The sequence below is a fragment of the Pseudomonas sp. NFACC10-1 genome, from assembly GCF_900119195.1.
GTDB classification, from domain to species: Bacteria; Pseudomonadota; Gammaproteobacteria; order Pseudomonadales; family Pseudomonadaceae; genus Aquipseudomonas; species Aquipseudomonas cerasi.
Genome location: NZ_FPJB01000004.1, coordinates 412,987 through 428,067, shown reverse-complemented (window position 1 = coordinate 428,067; position 15,081 = coordinate 412,987). Strand labels below are relative to the sequence as shown.

General features: G+C 56.4%; 16 protein-coding genes. 13 read left to right on the top strand and 3 right to left on the bottom strand.

Translation table 11 applies throughout. The features are described from left to right. The first annotated feature begins 78 nt into the window (after positions 1-78). The 12 genes from BT119_RS27215 to BT119_RS14200 all read left to right on the top strand — a co-directional run bounded on the left by BT119_RS27215 (position 79) and on the right by BT119_RS14200 (position 10,146). Complete coding sequence (locus BT119_RS27215) at positions 79-609, top strand: hypothetical protein (RefSeq protein WP_175550579.1); 531 nt, start codon at positions 79-81, stop codon at positions 607-609. Between the two features lie 274 nt (positions 610-883). After that, entirely contained in the window at positions 884-1,183 is a 300-nt protein-coding gene (locus BT119_RS14255; protein ID WP_229636585.1) for a hypothetical protein, read from the top strand. A gap of 28 nt (positions 1,184-1,211) precedes the next feature. Beyond that, entirely contained in the window at positions 1,212-1,622 is a 411-nt protein-coding gene (locus tag BT119_RS27210) for a hypothetical protein (protein WP_162492605.1), read from the top strand. 73 nt (positions 1,623-1,695) lie between these two features. Further along, positions 1,696-2,328 carry a hypothetical protein gene (locus BT119_RS14240; protein WP_072366125.1) on the top strand — a complete coding sequence of 211 codons (633 nt, stop codon included), beginning with the start codon at positions 1,696-1,698 and terminating at the stop codon, positions 2,326-2,328. A gap of 563 nt (positions 2,329-2,891) precedes the next feature. After that, positions 2,892-3,803, top strand: a complete 912-nt coding sequence (locus BT119_RS14235) for a LysR family transcriptional regulator (protein WP_072366123.1) — start codon at positions 2,892-2,894, stop codon at positions 3,801-3,803. A 278-nt stretch (positions 3,804-4,081) separates the two neighbouring features. Continuing rightward, positions 4,082-5,110 carry an aldolase catalytic domain-containing protein gene (locus tag BT119_RS14230; protein WP_004413872.1) on the top strand — a complete coding sequence of 343 codons (1,029 nt, stop codon included), beginning with the start codon at positions 4,082-4,084 and terminating at the stop codon, positions 5,108-5,110. Next, complete coding sequence (locus BT119_RS14225) at positions 5,107-6,297, top strand: isocitrate/isopropylmalate dehydrogenase family protein (RefSeq protein WP_072366121.1); 1,191 nt, start codon at positions 5,107-5,109, stop codon at positions 6,295-6,297. Before BT119_RS14230 ends, BT119_RS14225 begins: the two co-directional genes overlap by 4 nt. Beyond that, positions 6,281-7,000 (top strand): RraA family protein, encoded by a 720-nt coding sequence (locus BT119_RS14220; RefSeq protein ID WP_003364642.1) that lies wholly within the window; start codon positions 6,281-6,283, stop codon positions 6,998-7,000. The genes BT119_RS14225 and BT119_RS14220 overlap by 17 nt, the downstream gene beginning before the upstream one ends. 34 nt (positions 7,001-7,034) lie before the next feature. Next, positions 7,035-7,397, top strand: a complete 363-nt coding sequence (locus BT119_RS14215; protein ID WP_175550578.1) for an antibiotic biosynthesis monooxygenase — start codon at positions 7,035-7,037, stop codon at positions 7,395-7,397. Positions 7,398-7,474: 77 nt separating this feature from the next. Next, a complete protein-coding gene (locus BT119_RS14210) occupies positions 7,475-8,446 on the top strand; it encodes an NAD(P)H-dependent flavin oxidoreductase (protein WP_046719278.1) in 972 nt (323 codons plus the stop codon). Between the two features lie 72 nt (positions 8,447-8,518). Then, a complete protein-coding gene (locus BT119_RS14205) occupies positions 8,519-9,292 on the top strand; it encodes a hypothetical protein (RefSeq protein WP_003364638.1) in 774 nt (257 codons plus the stop codon). Then, positions 9,289-10,146 carry a DUF6282 family protein gene (locus BT119_RS14200; protein WP_003364636.1) on the top strand — a complete coding sequence of 286 codons (858 nt, stop codon included), beginning with the start codon at positions 9,289-9,291 and terminating at the stop codon, positions 10,144-10,146. The genes BT119_RS14205 and BT119_RS14200 overlap by 4 nt, the downstream gene beginning before the upstream one ends. Before the next feature lie 50 nt (positions 10,147-10,196). Here BT119_RS14200 and BT119_RS14195 read toward each other — a convergent pair whose 3' ends face one another. From BT119_RS14195 to BT119_RS14185, 3 genes are all read right to left on the bottom strand, one after another. Continuing rightward, complete coding sequence (locus tag BT119_RS14195; protein ID WP_024662331.1) at positions 10,197-11,375, bottom strand: LLM class flavin-dependent oxidoreductase; 1,179 nt, start codon at positions 11,373-11,375, stop codon at positions 10,197-10,199. Positions 11,376-11,457: 82 nt separating this feature from the next. Further along, a complete protein-coding gene (locus BT119_RS14190) occupies positions 11,458-12,435 on the bottom strand; it encodes an LLM class oxidoreductase (protein ID WP_003364632.1) in 978 nt (325 codons plus the stop codon). Then, complete coding sequence (locus BT119_RS14185) at positions 12,432-13,997, bottom strand: MFS transporter (protein WP_072366116.1); 1,566 nt, start codon at positions 13,995-13,997, stop codon at positions 12,432-12,434. Before BT119_RS14185 ends, BT119_RS14190 begins: the two co-directional genes overlap by 4 nt. 158 nt (positions 13,998-14,155) lie before the next feature. Between BT119_RS14185 and BT119_RS14180 the strand changes: the two genes are divergently transcribed. Further along, positions 14,156-15,052 carry a LysR family transcriptional regulator gene (locus BT119_RS14180; RefSeq protein WP_058396283.1) on the top strand — a complete coding sequence of 299 codons (897 nt, stop codon included), beginning with the start codon at positions 14,156-14,158 and terminating at the stop codon, positions 15,050-15,052. The last annotated feature ends 29 nt before the right edge of the window (positions 15,053-15,081 follow it).

Below are 15,081 nucleotides of genomic sequence, written 5' to 3'. Positions count from 1 at the left end.
TTGTAGAGGGCAGTTGGACGGAAGGCTATTTCAGCACAGGTCAGATGGCCTGTGCTGACTTGATCGGAGAATCCTTAGTTGGGTTATTTGCTTTCCGAGCGTGGCCTTGGCAGTGTCAATCAGGCCTTGGAATGGCCTACTAAGGCTGCTGCCAACGCCGTAAATTTTGCCAGCCACCCTTACGACACGGTGGTAGGAATTGGCCAAAATATCTGGTCCGCAGCAGGCTCTGGGGTAGATTGGGCGACCAGCCCTATACCGGCTCAAGGACTTGAGCGTGCAGTGAATAAATTACTGGCGCAATCCGACCAGCAGGCGGGTGGGTTGATATTTGACGTCGCCAGTGGTTTGATCACCGCAGAGATTGGTGGGTTTGCGGTCAAGTGGGTTGGAGGGAAATGGGTTAGTGCTGGAAATGGTGCGAAAGGTGGCGGTTCTAGTGGTTTCAGTGGCGGTAAACCAACTATCGTTGATGATCCATACAGTCCGAACGCTGTTACTGAAAGGTCTAGCGTAAATAGAGATTATTATGGTCGGGAAAATGCTGCCGATGAGTTTTCTGCTGGTCTTCCAGACTATGCAACGCATTCAACAGCAAAGAGCTATTAGTCAACGGCGCCAAGAGATCTGAACGAGCAGACTTTGTGGAACAGAGTGACAGAAAATCCCTTTGCGGGTCGTGATACAAAACTAGCGGGCGATAAAGACTTCCCGCGGAGTGAGGGATGGAGAAAAATGGAAGTAAGTCACCGTCTACCTAGCGGAGAAAATATAACCATCCACTACCAGTACAACTCCGTAACCGATAAAGCATACGATATGAAAATTACTACGCCGCAACAGCTGCCCCCTGTGCTGCAGCCCGGTAGAACTATTGAGTGATGTGGATATGATTATTCGAGAAATTGGGCGAGAAGAGCCTGTGCAGGTGTTTGGGATTTACTGGATAGAGAACGAGCGTTTTTACTGGGTCATTCCTTATGATGGCTACGGTGGCCTGATGGCACTCAGCGATAGAGAAGTCAATGTTGTTGACTCTTCTTTGTCAAGTGATCTCATCCTCTGCAAAGATGGGGGGGGAGGGGACATGATTCTGCATTGGGCAGCGGAAGATTTGATTGAAGAACTTGTGGAGCGTGATCCACTAGCAATGGTCGAGTTCTTAGAGCGCATAAAAGGCTGATGGTGCAGAAGGGCCTGATCAGGTCGTTGTGCGCGGCGATAACGATTTTAGCGCAACAGTCAACGGAAACGGCAAGCCCAAAGCGTATATCAATGAAAGCGGTGATTTGGCTCCACCCAATGTCAACGGAGCTGGCAGCGTCCAAACTCACGTGCGTGGTGGCAATTCTGAAAATTCGCTCTATATATCTGTTACTGATCCAAATGCAACATCGAACCCGAAAAACTATGGTACTGATAAAATTGAGATCGACGTTAAGCGTTTGCAGAAAGACATTGATTCCGGCGCACTCCCAGATACCAAATTCTTGACGAATCAACGGGTGACAGCAGAATTACAATCGAAAGTGGATGCAGCCCGTGAAAGGTATGCAAGAAACCCAACTGAGAATAATAGCGATTCGCTGATTAGCGCGGGAGAGAGATTTGGGGGATGCTAAGCACGATGGTGAATTTTTGATTATAGGTTGTGTGCCAGCGGACTATATTAAAAGAGTAAAAGAGTAGGTATTTATGGAGCCGGAAATATACGAGCTGTTGAATGGCATACCAGAACATGCAGATTATGCCGTGACGGCAGGAGATTTGGATCCGGAGGATATTCCACAGGAAAGAATTGATGATGTTCTGGATTTGCTCCGTCATGCGACCACCAATGAGGAGCAATTCTTGGCTGCGAAACTACTGACTAGTTGGGGCGTTTATGAGGGCTTGATCGCTTTGGAAGGGAGTATGGAGGAACCTGAAGGCATCGAAGGAACCTATTCTCATCGACTATATGGGTACGACGACACGTATCGTCAAATACTCTTGGCTGTTACTCGGTATTTTGCCAATATGGCTGATCGCGGGGACGTTGAGGCGGCTAGAGTCCAAATCTACTCTCCGCTATCGAAAATTATTGCTTTAGCGAGTAGTAAGCCGTTCGAAATAGCCAAAATTTTTGATTTCGTTAGTAGGAAGAAATACCCAGAGCACGTGCCTCTTATTGAAGAACATCTTGCCGCCATAATTGATCATTCTGAAGTGCATCGCTGGAAAATCTATGATGCTATTGACTTTTTGATGGTTTGTAATCCCGATTTCATTGCGTCTTTATTGAAAGAGAAAAACAAGTCCATTGATGACTTTAGGCCTGTGACGTAAAGACGATAGCCTCGGTGTAAAAGGTTCAGGTAAGGCGAATGCTGCGAAGTGCGGTGAGCAACTTGCATGGCAAGAGATATCTGGTGGCCATGCATTTGAAAAGTATGTAGTTCAGCACGGCTAATATAAGGCTTTGAGTATAGCTGCTCGCGAGAGATTTGCCTTACATATTGAAAGCTTCGTTAATAACCCAAGCTCTTTTCGTGCACTAATTAGTGGGCGAAGTGCTTGCTGGAATAATGCCAGTGGTGCAGTTGTTATCAGGAGTTTTAAAGCAGTTGATGGTGGCGCTGCAGCTCGTCCCGTGGAGCCTTACCTCTGTTTAAGAGATGTCACCCTAGCAACCCCCCCCCCCACTCCGGACACCCCCGTCCCAAATCATCCGACCCCCACTCCGCAATACCCACCCGCTAATAATCTAAACTACCCAGCGGCACCCGCTCGCTGTCCGGGCCTGAGGAAGTTGTCAGCCTTATCCTTATCGTTCTAAGCATCTGCCAATACCCGGTTTAAAACATAACAAAACTACCTGTTCGCACGAACCGCATAAGGATAAGGCTTGGATGACAATGACTCCAGTGGATGGATCAGTTTCCCTTGACGTTAACAACCTGTTCAGAAAACCCAGGATCTGTTTTGACTGGGAGGACCTGCGTTACTTCGTGATGTTTTCCACGGTCAGTTCCCTGAGTGGCGCTGCAAGGATGCTGGGTGTGGAGCACGCCACTGTGTCGCGTCGTATCGCTTCGCTGGAAAGGTCTCTGAATGTAAAGCTTGTCGACCGTCGCAAGCGTTTGTATGAACTGACTGATGAGGGACGGCGCGTGGCGGCGATCGGGCGGCAGATCGAGGCGCAGACTCAGGCTGTTGGCCGTCTCGCGGTTGCGGCTCAGGTGGTGCAGGGTGTGGAGGTGACCATCAGTGCGCCGCCGTCGGTGGCGGTCGAGAAGCTGGTACCGCGGTTGGGGGCGTTTCGGGCGATGCATCCCGGAATTGTGTTGCGCTTGTTGGGCGATCACCAGTATTCATCGTTATCCAGTTGCCAGTCTGACCTGTGTATACGGTTTTCCAAACCTGTTGAAAGCGGCATCGTCGCGCGCCGCATTGGCACAGCTTCCTTTTCATTTTATTGCGCACGTTTTTATCTGGAGCAACGCCCTCTGGAGCATTATGAGTTTATTGCTTATGACCATGAACTGATGAGTGACAATCAGAATGGTTGGCTGAGGGATATCGTCGGTGATCGACCCTTTGTGCTGGAGGCCAAAACGGTGGAGTTGCAAATTCGTGCTGCCGAAACCGGTGTGGGTATCGCGTTACTGCCCAGTTTTGCCGTAGAGGGTAATGATCGTCTGTGCCGGGTGGAATTGTCGGCTCCGCTGGAAGTCGATGTCTGGCTCGGTGTGCATGAAGACTTGCGCACGGTGGCTTCCATCCAGGCTGCCATGAATTATGTGGAAAGCTGTTATCGCTAGCCAGGGCTGAGTCCACGCTGATTGTGTTGGCGGCAAAACGATCTTGTTGTGAAAAAATTCCCATCCCCTCATCAAATATCGACAGTTTACAAGTTCGGCTGTTTTGACGAGGATCAATACCGAGTGGAGCAGTTCATGACTCGAAACTCCGAGACGTTAAGGTGTCGGCTCGGCAAGGTTTGTTAGATGGCGCGCTGTTGGATAATTATAAAAACTCAAGCAGTGTCAAGATCATCTCAAGCACCCTGATGACACCCTAAGGACAGCCGGAGATTCTCATGGCCGACGTAAAAATTCTCGACGTTACATTGCGTGATGGTGGTTATCGGAATAACTTCAACTTCACAGAAGATCAGGCGCAGATAGTGGTCGCTGGCTTGGCCAGTGCGGGTGTCGACCTCTGCGAAATTGGTTATTGCAAAGGATCCTTCGCCCCGAAAGGCGAGCACGGTCTGACCAGTGATGTAGGCGCAGGCTTCATTGAAAAGATTGCGCAGGCGGCCAACGGCCGTATCGAACTGGCCGTCATGGTTCACCCCAGAAACATCACCACGGATGACTTCGCCATGCTCAGGGAGCAGGGCGTTTCGATGATCCGCGTCTGTTTGAGGCCCGATCAATTGGATGAGGGGCTTGTGACCTTGTCGCTGGCTCGCGATCACGGCTTCAGTGTCAGCGCCAATGTGACGCATGTGACTTCGCAGACGCCAGGCAGTGTGCTTGATACGGCGGTACGCGCGGAGGGGGCTGGCGCGGATATCGTTTGCTGTGCGGATTCCAATGGCCATATGTTGCCAGCCGATGTAGATCGACTGTTCAGTCGTCTCTCAAGCCGACTATTGGTGCCGCTGGGCTTTCACGCCCATAACAATATGTCGTTGGCGCTGGCGAATGCAGTGGCGGCTATAGAAGCCGGCGCTGAATACATCGACACGTCCATATGTGGCATGGGCAAGGGAGCCGGCAATCTTCACCTGAGTATGCTGGTTGCCTACCTGGAGCGTACCGGCGTCAGTCATGGCTATGACCTGGTGAAGGTGATGGAACTGTCGGAAGCCACGGCCCGCGCGGTACCGCACAACAATATGCCCAGCCCGCTGATGGATATCATTCTGGGCACTTACAACTTTCCCTACGATGTCAGTCAGCGGGTGCGAGACACGCTTGAACGGTTTCAGTTGACCTCCGAGTACCGAGCGATCGAGGTCATGCATCAGCAGGACAAGGTGGCGCGTCTTGCGCCCCGAGCGGTGTTATCGACTATTGCCACCGGCTTGCCGAACAGCGTAAAGGGAGTCGCACTATGACCACTCAACCGCTCCGAAAGCGCATCTGTGTATTGCCCGGTGACGGGATCGGCATTGAAGTCATGGCGGCGGCACTGCCGGTGATTGCGGCGTTGAACCTGCCATTCGATCTGATTGCGGCGGACATCGGTTGGGAATGCTGGAGGGCCGAGGGGGAAACTGTTCCGGCCCGTACCTGGGAGATCATGGCCAGTTGCGACGCGACATTGCTTGGCGCAATCACCAGCAAGCCTCTGGCAGAGGCCGAAGCAGAGTTGCCACTGGCGCTTCAGGGCCAGAACCGCCGCTATGTCAGTCCGGTCATTCAGCTCAGGCAGAATCTTGACCTGTACGCCAATGTCCGCCCGGTCACTGACATGACTGGCGAACACAGATTTCGCTTTGTGGTGATCAGGGAAAACACCGAAGGGCTTTATGCGGGGCTGGACTTCGGTTGTATCCCGGATGCACTGGTGCCGCTGCTCGAAGAGCGAGAAGCCCTCGGCGCGGCGTGGCAGCGAGAAGGGCAGGATGATGCGACGGTGACGTTGCGCCTGCAGACGCGAAGTGGCCTGACGCGTATTTTCGAATACGCCTTCGAGTACGCCCGCAAGAATCATTTCACGCGGGTTACGTTTGTCGACAAACCCATGGTCCTGCGGCACAGCAGCGCCTTTGCACGGGGCATCTTCGAAGCAACAGCTCAGCGGTATCCGGACGTGACCGGGGTCATCGAAAACGTCGACGCGGTTGCCCTGTGGATGGTGCAACGTCCCGAGCGCTTCGGGGTGATCGTTGCCGAGAACATGTTCGGCGATATTCTTTCCGATCTCGGCGCTGGAGTCATGGGAGGCCTGGGGTTTGCGCCCAGTGGCAACTTCGGCAATTCAGGTGCCTATTTCGAACCGGTACACGGCAGCGCGCCTGCTCACGCGGGTTTGAACAAGGCCAACCCCGGCGCGATGTTCATGGCCATCGCGCTGATGCTGGAGCATTTGGGGTTCCCGGCCGAGTCGGCGTGTATCAGCCAGGCCGTCAGCCTGGTTTCTCGCACATCCACACGCACGTATGACCTTGGCGGTTCCCATACCACGGCTCAAGTGGGCGAAGCGATCGTTCAGCAGTGCATCGAGTTGCAGTCCCGCACGTTCGGGTATGGCAACGAACAGGTTGCAGCACAGGGAGAACGTCATGTCAGCGCACTTTGAAGCTGTACCCATTGCGCAAGCCGTGCTGGAGGCATGTGAACATCTCGACACGGCGTCCTTGTCCGACGCGCTGGACAGCCTGGGGATCGATGGCGGGCTTTCGGGGATTGCCTCGCAAGTCCCTGGCACTCGTTGCGTGGGCATCGCGTTTACCGTGCAGTACGAGCCGGTCGATGCATCTGCGGTCTTCAAGGGTGCTGCCAACTATATCGATCATGTACCGGCCGGTGCGGTGATTGTTTCCTCAAACAACGGACGCCAGGACTGCACGGTATGGGGCGACATCATGACCCACTTCGCGCTGGCAAACGGTATCAAGGGCACCGTGATCGATGGCGTGGCACGCGATATCGATACGGTCATCGAGTGCCGTTACCCATTGTTCAGTCGCGGGCGTTTCATGCAGTCGGCTAAGAACCGCGCTCAACTCCAGGCTATACAAGTGCCTCTGCTTATCGATGGCGTAACAGTCCGGCCCGGCGACCTTCTGGTGTGTGATGGCAGCGGCTGTGTTGTGATTCCCCAGCAACTGGCTGTCGAGGTCGTACGCCGTGCCCAGGCGGTCGAGCAGACAGAGCGCAGCATCATCGAAGCCATATCAGCCGGCTGGACGCTGGAAAAAGCTCGCAGCACCTATCGCTACGACCAGCCTTGGCTGACTGACGCTGAAAAAATCAGCGTCGCGATGCCTTCGCAGGCGTGAACCGAGCTGCCTTCCCACTTGAATGGAAATGATGATGAAAATGGAATTGTTCGACGCTCAATCCGTCACCGATGACAACGCGGTTTATCTGATCAATGTCGTACAGGTAAACGAGGGGGCTCAGGATCTGGCCATTCAGATTCTTGAAGAGACGGTCAGTTACGTGGCACGCACTTACAGTGCCTTCAAATGGAGCCGGCTGATGAAAAGCATCGACGGCAAGACTGTCATCAATCAGGCGCAATGGAGTGATCGCAGTCAGTTCGAGTCGCTGTTTACCGACAAAGAGTTTCTGTCGCGATACTCGCGGTTAAAGGAAACCGGTACCTGGGAATATCACCTCTATAACGTGGCCGAGTACATCACCCCTGAAATTGCATTACAAAAAGCGGGTTGATCCATTAGCTGCAGACGAAGGCTGCTTAGACGTCGCCTTCGTCTGACATTCACTCGGATTTTCACAGGTATCAGGCGATGGCCACGATCAATACAGCACTGACTTCTCTTCTTGGAATTGAACATCCTCTGATTCTGGCACCGATGGGTGGGGCGTCCGGAGGGCGTCTGGCGGCTGCAGTTTCCCGGGCCGGTGGTCTGGGTTTGGTGGGTGCCAGTTACGGCGATCCGCAATGGATGGCGCGTGAACTGGAGATGATGCACGACGTGCAGCAACCATGGGGTGTGGGCCTGGTCATGTTTACCGTGGCGAAGCAGTTCGAATTGCTTCAGCTGGCTCTCGAGTACCGCCCGGCAGTGGTTGCGTTGTCGTTTGGTGATGTACGTCCTTTCGTCCGGCCCATTCAACAGGCCAACGCCAAAGTCATCGTTCAGGTGCATGACGTCGACCAGGCGCTAGAAGCGCTGGACGCCGGTGCCGATGCGCTGATCGTGCAAGGCGCCGAGGCGGGTGGTCACAGTTTGCGCCGAGCTTCATTGCCGCTGTTTCCGGCAGTTCGCGACGCGGTGGGTGACGATGTTGTGCTTATCGGTGCCGGCGGGATTGCCGATGGCCGTGGCATGGCTGCTGCGCTTGCGCTCGGCATGGATGGCGTGATGATGGGGACGCGCTTTCTGGCTTCGAAGGAAGCACTGCCTTCCGAACGGGTAAAACAGCGCCTGGTGCAGGCTGTCGCGAGCGATACGGTGCGAACCCGGATCTTCGATGAGGTGCGCGGCATCGACTGGCCGCAGGGCTACAGCGGACGAGTGATCGCCAATAAATTTTCCGACAGTTGGGTAGGTGAGGAGCAGGCGTTTGCTGCATCAGCCGATCAATTGCGTCTTGAGTATGAAGCAGCACTGGCGGCCGATGATGTGAGTATCAGGGCGATCTGGGCCGGCGAGGTGGCGGACCTGATCAAGGAGGTGCTGCCCGCACAGCTCATTATCGAGTCAACCCTGCGCGGCTATGCCACCAGTGTTGAACGTCTGCGCACGACCCGCTGACCCGTCAGGATGGATCAACGACCGGACCCGCTCGAAACAGCGGGTCTTGTCATTTTTGCAGGAGCAAAAGCCATGAGTCATTGCATCACCTGCCAGACCTTCGGTGTCGGGCAATCAAGCGTATTCATTCTTTCACCGGTGATGCCGGTCTGGGACGCGGGTGGCTTCGCCAAACCGCTGATCGAGCATTTCACTGCGGCGGGTTATCAGGTCAGGGTTTTTGATTCCCTGTCCCTGCCGGTCAAGGCGGGCGAAGACTTTGACGGGTTTTCCCAGCGCTGGGTCAGCGCGCTAGAGCCTTGGGGTGTGCCGGATGTACTCGTCGGCGTGGCCTTGGGAGGTGCGTTGGTACAGGCGTTGGCAGGCACTTCATTACTGCGTTCGACGCCTGCGTTATTGCTGCTTTCTTCTCCCGCCAAAGCCGATGCGTTGCTGGATTCCAGGCTGGGACGTATGGCGGATCTGGCAGAACAAGGGCATGTCGAGCAAGCCAAACGCCTGCTGGACGATCTGGTGTTGCCTGAAGGCCAGAAACACGAGCACCCGTCCGTCAGCGAGAATGACGCAACGCTACCAACCCAGGGACAGCGTCTGACCCTGGGATTCCGGCTACTGAGCGGTCTGGATATCAGTGAGTGCCTGCTCGATTTCAAAGGGCGTGTGCTGAGCGTGTTTGGCGGGAAGTCGCAACTGGTTGGGGCGCGTCATGTGCTGCATACCAAAGGCCACAGACAACGCTCACTGTGTGTGCCTGATGGCGGGATGCGCCCGCTGGCAGATGATCTGGACCGGGTGCTGGAGAGCATCGATACATTTCTGATCGCCAGAGCGGAGTGTGTGCAATGAGTCAGATCGAGGAGCCAGGCTTCATTGATGTGCATTACCACGCCAATCCTGACGCGTTCATTCGCCGTCATGGAGCGATAGAGGCGGGCAGACGCTACGCTGCGGTGCAGGGCCGGGTCGTATTGAAAAATCACCTGGGGTGTACGGCAGCCCAGGCGTGGGAAGCACGCAATCAGGGTTTTCCGGTCAGTGGCTCGGTGGTGCTGAACGAGATTGCCGGCGGCATCGACTACCGTGTGGTCGAGCGCAGCCTCTGTTTGCGTGGCGATGAGCCGGGGCGTTTTCTGGTTCACTTGCCAACCGTCACAGGCAGAACGCATACCAGCACGCTGGCCCGTAACCTGAGCCATCCGCTGTTGCGCGAAAAGCCCATCAAGCCTGCCAGAGTGACAGCGCAGAACGGACGCCTTACGCCGCAGACGCTGGATATTCTGAAAATGGCACGTGACTATCCGCTGGTGATCTCGACAGGGCATGCCGATGCCAATGAAGTCAGGACGTTGATCGACGAAGCGCTGCGGATCGGTGTGCCGAGGTTGATGCTCAACCAGCCTGCCAATCCGTTGACCGGTCTAGACGCGGCCGAGCTTGCGCTGATCGGCAGAGAGCCATCGGTCTACATCGAACAGACCGCACTGACGTACCTGCTGGGCTATCAGGACTGGCAGGATTTCAGCGATGTGTTGAGTCATGTCGGCAATGTGGTCTACAGCTCGGACCTGGGGCAGACCAGTCAGATCGATGTCCACGAGTGGCTGTCGTTGAGCGGGCAGTGGTTCGATGCGTTCGGCTTGAGCGGCGAGCGCCGCACCGAGGTGACGCTGTTGAATCCGCAACGCATGTTGGCCCTTTAAACTGTCCGGATAAGGCCGCCCTGACCAGCACTGCCAGGGCGGCCTGGCCATCAGGCTACTGCTGCGGACACCTTCGAAGTAATAGCCTCCACAACTCTGGATTCACGCAGGCCCGCGTCTTCCATCAGCGGCAGTGTTTCTCTCACGAAGTCCTTTATACCCTCGTGGTAATCGAGCCACGTCAGGGCAATGCCGTCGATCCCCCAGTCAGAATACTTCCTGAACAGCTCCACGATCTTCTCGGGTGTGCCCACCAGTGGCACCCCGGCGAATCCGGCCTTGAAGTGGAAACGGAAACGCACGGCGTCTTCGGGGGTGAAAATGCCGGTCTGGATACCCAGCTCGCCGGTGATGATGTCGCAGCCCTCATCGTCACCCAACTGGTTGGCGTAATAGTCCAGGTAAGCGTCTGCTTGCTCCTGCGTGTCTTTCTGCACCACGTAGCCATAACACCATATCTTTATGTCACGACCGAACTTCTGTTTCGCCAGGTCCTTGTAGGATGCAATCTGCTCTCGCACCGCTTGTTCACCGTCCAGATGTTTGACGATCAGGAATGCGGCATCGCAATGTTCTGCGCAGAACAGTTTGCCGCGCGGCGAGCCTCCTGCGTTGATCAGGTAGGGCTTATTCAGGGGTTGTGGCTGCGAGATTGCGCCGCAGATGTTGAAATACTCGCCTTTGAAGTCGAACGGGGTCTGCTGTTCCCAGGCATTTTTTGCAATGTGCAGCCACTCTTCTGCGTAGTCGTAGCGTTTGTCGTGCTCCATCATGTGACCGCTGAACATGCGCATTTCCGCGCCATACCAGCCGCAAAGGATATTCAGCCCGAAGCGCCCGCCGCTGATGTGGTCGATGGTCACCGCCTGTTTGGCCGCGAACAGCGGGTGTACGGTGGGCAGGTGCGAGGTGGTGAAGACCGCGATCTGACTGGTCAGGGCTGCAATCCCGGCAGCCCAGGTATAGGTCTCGAAACAGACACCGCCCGTATTGTTGGTACCGCCGAAACCTTTCCAGCGGCCTACCGGTATGAAGGCTTCAAACCCCGCATCGTCGGCAATCCGTGCGATTTCCAGGTTGCCAGCCCAATCGTCTCCGCGCAGGCGTTCAGGCGCATTGGTGACGGTGCAGCCACCCTCGGTATTGGTGGAGAAAACACCCAGCTGTATCTTGTTCGGGCTGCTGCGCATCGGGTTGGTTTTTATCGGATAGGATTTTTCAGCGCGCATCGTGACCTCCCAGGTCGGTAGTTGAATCGTTCGTCCTTGCTACATCCTGAACCTGCGGTGGCCGTGCCGATGAAGTATTCGGTCAGGCATGATCACCCCGGCGGGTCGGGAAGTACGGCAGCACACACTCTTCCAGCTCTTGCAACACTTCTGTGGCCGGACGCCTCAGGGGCTTGAGGTTCAGCGCCACATGCGAAACCCCCTGTTCCCGCTGACGCTGCCACAGGGCGATGAGGGCGTTGCGCCCGGTACTGATTCCGCGTCCGACTTTCATCGGCGCGTCCTTGTTCTCGTCGAGGTCGAAGAACGTCGCATAGCCGTAGGGCTTGAAGTGTTTTTGCTCATTGGCACTGCGCCAATGATTGATCACTTCAGGCAAGGTGTCGAAGCCGCTCTGATGCCATATCCAGCCATCCATGTGATTGGCCAGCCATTTGATGTCCTGCTGACAGCGGCCGATGGCAAGCATAGGCAGCCGCCCGAAAACCGGTTTCGGCAGTAGATCCAGCGTGCCATTGAGTTGCCCGTAATGGCGCGATCTGAACACTGGAAAAGACTGCTCGGTCACCGCGTGCAGCAGTTCGACGCCGTCTCTGAAGCGTTCCGCGCGGGTGTCGAAATGCTCGCCGAACGCAGGATATTCGCCGGGCCTGTCCCCCGTCGACACACCCAGCAGGAAGCGTCCCTCGAGCAACACGTCCACGCTGCACGCCTGTTTGGCGACCATCAGCGGATTACGCAGCGTCAATATGATGCCTGCCGTGCCGATGCAGATTTGCCGGGTGACGGCAGACAGCAGCGCGGCGTAGACAAAAGGATCGAACACCTGACCGGCGTCGCCGAACCCCGGGTCGAGAAGCGGTACGTCGCGCAGCCACAGCGCGGCGAAACCGGCCTTGTCGGCCTGAATGGCCAAGGCCAGATGGTCTTTCATGGTCGGTGCTGCGGAGTCGGGGTAGCCCTCCAGAGGCGCGATCAGCCCGAACGTGAGATGACCTGGCGCGAACACCTTTGCAAAGGCGGGATGCCGCTTTGCGCCTGATATTTCATAGGGACTCACTTGATTTCGCCCGCCAGTTCAAGGGTGTCGGAGGCCTCTATGGGCGGTTCTTCATGAGCGCGGACGCGACCAAGCAGCGCAAAGACCGCCACGGCCGTCAGCACGGTGGCGGCGCTGAGAATGAACAGCAGATTGCGGAATGCGATGGCGTACTGTTGGTGCAGCAGTGCTGCCTGGCCGGGCAGAAGACCGATCGCATTCTGCAGGTCGCCCAATGCGGCGCGGTTGGCAGCGTTTGTCACCACATCAGGCGCGACACCCGTCAGGGCATCGAACAGGCCCCACTGAATGAACGTGGCGAGCAGTGCGCCTGCGATCGCAATGGCTATGCCGTCGGCAGAAACGCGTACGGCATTGAAGATGCCGGTAGCCATACCGGCGCGTTCCTTTTCAACCACACTGATCGCCATGCCATCCATCAGCCCCCAGGGCAGACCGATGCCGATGCCGATCAAGGCCATCGGCAGCAAGGCGGTTTTGATTGCTCCGCTGTCCAGCGCCAGCGCGAGCCACAGCAGACCGACAGCCACCAGCAGCAAACCGATACCGGACAGTAGCCCGGAGGTGAAACGACGTGCCAGTTGTGCGGCAAGCATCGGTACGATCAGCAGGGGCGCGGCCAGTGCGGTCATCATCTGTCCGGTTTCCAGCGCGCTGAGACCGTCGATACCAATGAAGCGCGCTGGCAACATGATGATCAGCACGACAAAGAAAAATGCCGGACTGGCTGCAAGAATCTGCACGCCGAGAAAGCGCGCGCTATTGAACAGTGACAGGTCCAGCATGGGACGGGCAACGCGCCGCTCCACGGCGATGAATATCCAGAACAGCAGCAGTGAGCCAATGATGCCACCCATCACCAGTGGATCGCTCCAGCCCTCTTCAGGGGCGAGCAGGATTGCGTAAGTGAACAGGGCCAATGCTGCGGTAAAACTGATTGCGCCCGGCCAGTCCATACCCGTGGCGTCGGGATCCTTTGATTCGGTGGCGCTGAACAGCACTAGCAGGAACCCCGCGACGCCGATGAGTGCAGTCGCATGAAATGACCATTTCCAGCCTGCCGAATCCACCAGCGAACCGGCTGCGAGTGGGCCGAAGGCCAGACCTATGCCGAAGGTGGTGCCCAGCAGGCTGAAGACTCGGGTGCGCTCGGCGCCATGAAAGGTCTGGGCAAGCGACGACATCGCCCCGGCGAACGCTGCCGCGCCGCCCAGGCCTTGAACCAGTCTGAGCAGGTCGATCTGGACCACGGAGGAAGCTGCCGGAATGGCGAAGGTGGAGAGCACGAATATCGCCAGCCCGATCAGCCAGACGCGTTTTCTGCCGTAGATATCCGTCAGGCTCCCGGCGGCCATCATGGCGCTGCCATAGGTCAGGATGTAGGCGTTGATGACCCAGGTCAGCTCGACCGCTGATCCGCCCAGCGCCTGGTTTATCGAAGGCAGAACCACGGCAGGGCCGGTGAAGCATAACGGGATCAGAATGCCGGTCAGGCAAGCCGCGAGCAGTTGCCCCCATCGTCCCGCAGTGGGTTGTGTTTGGACCCGATGTGCTGTGGTCATGTGCAATGTCCCTGTGAAGCGTGCCCGGGTTTTGCTGTGATGCACGCGTTTATCCAAGAGCGATTGCCCTGCCGGGAGATTAGGGGTTGCGCCCGCAAACAAAAACAGGCTTATGTTCCGAACGTATAGGACAGGGTTGTCCTGAATAGGAGTGGGTATTGGAATCGCTCGGAAGCATTGCCGTGTTCGTTCTGGTTGCCGAAACACGGAGTTTCACCCAGGCCGGAAAACGCCTGGGCATCTCTTCGTCGGGTATCGGCAAGAGCATTGGCCGTATGGAGGAGAGCCTCGGCGTTCGGCTTTTTCATCGCAGTACGCGCAGTATCGCCCTGACGCTGGAAGGCTCGATATTCCTGGAGCGTTGCCGACGCATTCTGTCGGAGCTGGAAGCGGCGGAAATGGAGTTGATCAATGCCAGGGATCTGCCCAGGGGCAGGTTGCGGATCAGTCTGCCGTTGGTCAGCGGACTGGTCATGCCGGTGATCATCGACTTCATGCGCACCTACCCCGATATCGAACTGGATATCGATTTCTCGGACCGGATGGTCGATATCATCGAGGAGGGCTTCGATGTCGTGTTACGCACCGGAGATCCCGTCGACTCGGGCCTGATGTCGAAGCGGATGGGCAGCTTCCAATTGCGCATTGTCGGCGCTCCGGACTATTTTGCCCGGCATGGTATACCCCGGCATCCTGGCGACCTGAGTCAGCACGCCTGCCTGTTGCACAAGTTTCCCTCCTCGGGAAAGTTCGAACACTGGCCGCTGCGTCGTGAGCCAGGCGTCGATGATCTTGAGTTACCTCAGGCCATGGTGTGTAACACCACCGAGATTCTGGTGGACGTTGCGCGGGCCGGGTTGGGCATTGCCTGTCTGCCGGACTTCATGATTTCATCGGCCGTCCGCGACGGCGAGCTGATACCTGTCCTGGCTGATTACACGGTGCACACCGGAACGTTCAGATTGCTCTGGCCGTCCAGCAAGCATCTTTCGCTGCGCCTGCGAGTCTTCATTGATTTCATGCACGCCCATTTGTTTGCTCCTCCATCAGTATGACTGTACGGAGCGAGCCTGCAGCACCTGGC

Excerpts from the sequence above, each read along its gene's own strand:
- BT119_RS14205 (WP_003364638.1), top strand. The coding sequence starts at position 8,519 with ATGAGTCATTGCATCACCTGCCAGACCTTCGGTGTCGGGCAATCAAGC.
- BT119_RS14235 (WP_072366123.1), top strand. The coding sequence starts at position 2,892 with ATGACAATGACTCCAGTGGATGGATCAGTTTCCCTTGACGTTAACAAC.
- BT119_RS14240 (WP_072366125.1), top strand. The coding sequence starts at position 1,696 with ATGGAGCCGGAAATATACGAGCTGTTGAATGGCATACCAGAACATGCA.
- BT119_RS14225 (WP_072366121.1), top strand. The coding sequence starts at position 5,107 with ATGACCACTCAACCGCTCCGAAAGCGCATCTGTGTATTGCCCGGTGAC.
- BT119_RS14215 (WP_175550578.1), top strand. The coding sequence starts at position 7,035 with ATGAAAATGGAATTGTTCGACGCTCAATCCGTCACCGATGACAACGCG.
- BT119_RS14185 (WP_072366116.1), bottom strand. The coding sequence starts at position 13,997 with ATGACCACAGCACATCGGGTCCAAACACAACCCACTGCGGGACGATGG.
- BT119_RS14230 (WP_004413872.1), top strand. The coding sequence starts at position 4,082 with ATGGCCGACGTAAAAATTCTCGACGTTACATTGCGTGATGGTGGTTAT.
- BT119_RS14210 (WP_046719278.1), top strand. The coding sequence starts at position 7,475 with ATGGCCACGATCAATACAGCACTGACTTCTCTTCTTGGAATTGAACAT.
- BT119_RS14195 (WP_024662331.1), bottom strand. The coding sequence starts at position 11,375 with ATGCGCGCTGAAAAATCCTATCCGATAAAAACCAACCCGATGCGCAGC.
- BT119_RS14220 (WP_003364642.1), top strand. The coding sequence starts at position 6,281 with ATGTCAGCGCACTTTGAAGCTGTACCCATTGCGCAAGCCGTGCTGGAG.
- BT119_RS14200 (WP_003364636.1), top strand. The coding sequence starts at position 9,289 with ATGAGTCAGATCGAGGAGCCAGGCTTCATTGATGTGCATTACCACGCC.